1 protein-coding gene is annotated in these 1434 nt (G+C 55.7%); it reads right to left on the bottom strand.

What is annotated here, in order from left to right; all coding sequences use genetic code 11:
- Positions 1–150: 150 nt before the first annotated feature.
- Positions 151–1371, bottom strand: a complete 1221-nt coding sequence (tyrS, locus tag NB231_RS08315; RefSeq protein ID WP_040663601.1) for a tyrosine--tRNA ligase — start codon at positions 1369–1371, stop codon at positions 151–153.
- Positions 1372–1434 lie beyond the last annotated feature (63 nt).

The raw sequence follows: 1434 nt of genomic DNA, 5'->3' as shown, positions 1-1434 counted from the left end.
CTCCTAAGCCAGCATCCAGCGCGTCTCAGTTGCAGCAGTCTTCTGCTGCCTCCTGTGTAAGGGACCGCCATTATAGCGCCTCTCAAGCGCTGGTCAATCCTTATTTGCATCCTTTTTTACGGATCCCATAACAATGGGCTTCATCCGAGCTCACTGTTGGCTCTTCGCCTTTTGTATTACCTTGATACGGGCAACTCGCCGCTTACCAACTTTATACACGTGCACACTCCCCGGCGCGATGCATAGGGCGCGATTCTCGATGCACTCATCATCAATCCGCACCGCTCTCTGTTTCATTAGACGCATCGCCTCAGATGTGCTCGAGACCAACCCAGCCTCTTTCAACAGATTCCCGATCAGCATGCCATCGCCGGGCGCTGCCACCATAACCTCAGGGAGCTCTTGGGGAGTGGCCCCTCTCTGAAATCGTGCAATAAACTCTTCACGCGCGCGCGTTGCCGCATGACGACCATGGAACCGCTCCACGATCTCTTCTGCCAACAAATATTTAACATCCCGCGGGTTGCCCCCTTGCCGAACCGCCTCCCCGAGCCGCTCAATCTCGCGCGGCGAGCGAAAACTGAGCAACTCCATATACCGCCACATAAGCTCATCGGATATAGACATGAGCTTGCCGAATATCTCATCCGGCGCCTCCCGAATCCCGACATAGTTGCCCAAAGACTTGGACATCTTCTGGATCCCATCCAACCCCTCCAGGATGGGCAGGGTCATTATGACCTGCGGGCGTTGCCCATACGCCTTCTGCAACTCGCGACCGACGAGCAGGTTAAATTTCTGGTCAGTACCACCGAGCTCGATATCAGCCTTTAGCGCCACCGAATCATAGCCTTGGACTAAGGGATAGAGGAATTCATGGATCGCGATCGCCTGATTAGTCAGGTACCGCTGACGAAAATCATCCCGCTCAAGCATCCGGGCCACCGTGTATTGAGCGGCAAGCTGGATCATATCGGCGGCCGATAGGCTATCCATCCAACTGGAGTTGAAGACCACCTGCGTGCGCCCAGGCTGCAGGATCTTGAATATCTGCTCTTCATAGGTGCGTGCGTTGCTCAGCACCTCATCGCGCGTCAGCACCTTGCGGGTAGCACTTTTCCCACTCGGATCACCGATCATGCCGGTAAAATCACCGATGAGAAACAACACCTCATGGCCTAAGTCTTGGAATTGACGAAGCTTATGAATCAATACGGTGTGGCCAAGATGTAGGTCCGGCGCGGTCGGATCGAACCCGGCCTTGACTCGCAGTGGACGGCCAAGAGTGAGCCGCGCTTCGAGCTCCCCGGTGGGCAGGATGTCCACGGCGCCACGGCAGATACTCTGCATTGCCTCTTCGCAACCCCTCATCTTAAGTTTGCTCCCGCGCGATCGGCCATCGACACCCAAATTCGGACAAACCAGGGTATCGCT

The sequence above is a fragment of the Nitrococcus mobilis Nb-231 genome (assembly GCF_000153205.1).
GTDB lineage: Bacteria > Pseudomonadota > Gammaproteobacteria > Nitrococcales > Nitrococcaceae > Nitrococcus > Nitrococcus mobilis.
Note: the sequence above shows the minus strand (reverse complement) of the source record. Positions and strands in the feature narration are given on the sequence as shown.

Coding starts and splice junctions, on each gene's coding strand:
- tyrS (WP_040663601.1), bottom strand. CDS start 1,371: ATGAGGGGTTGCGAAGAGGCAATGCAGAGTATCTGCCGTGGCGCCGTG.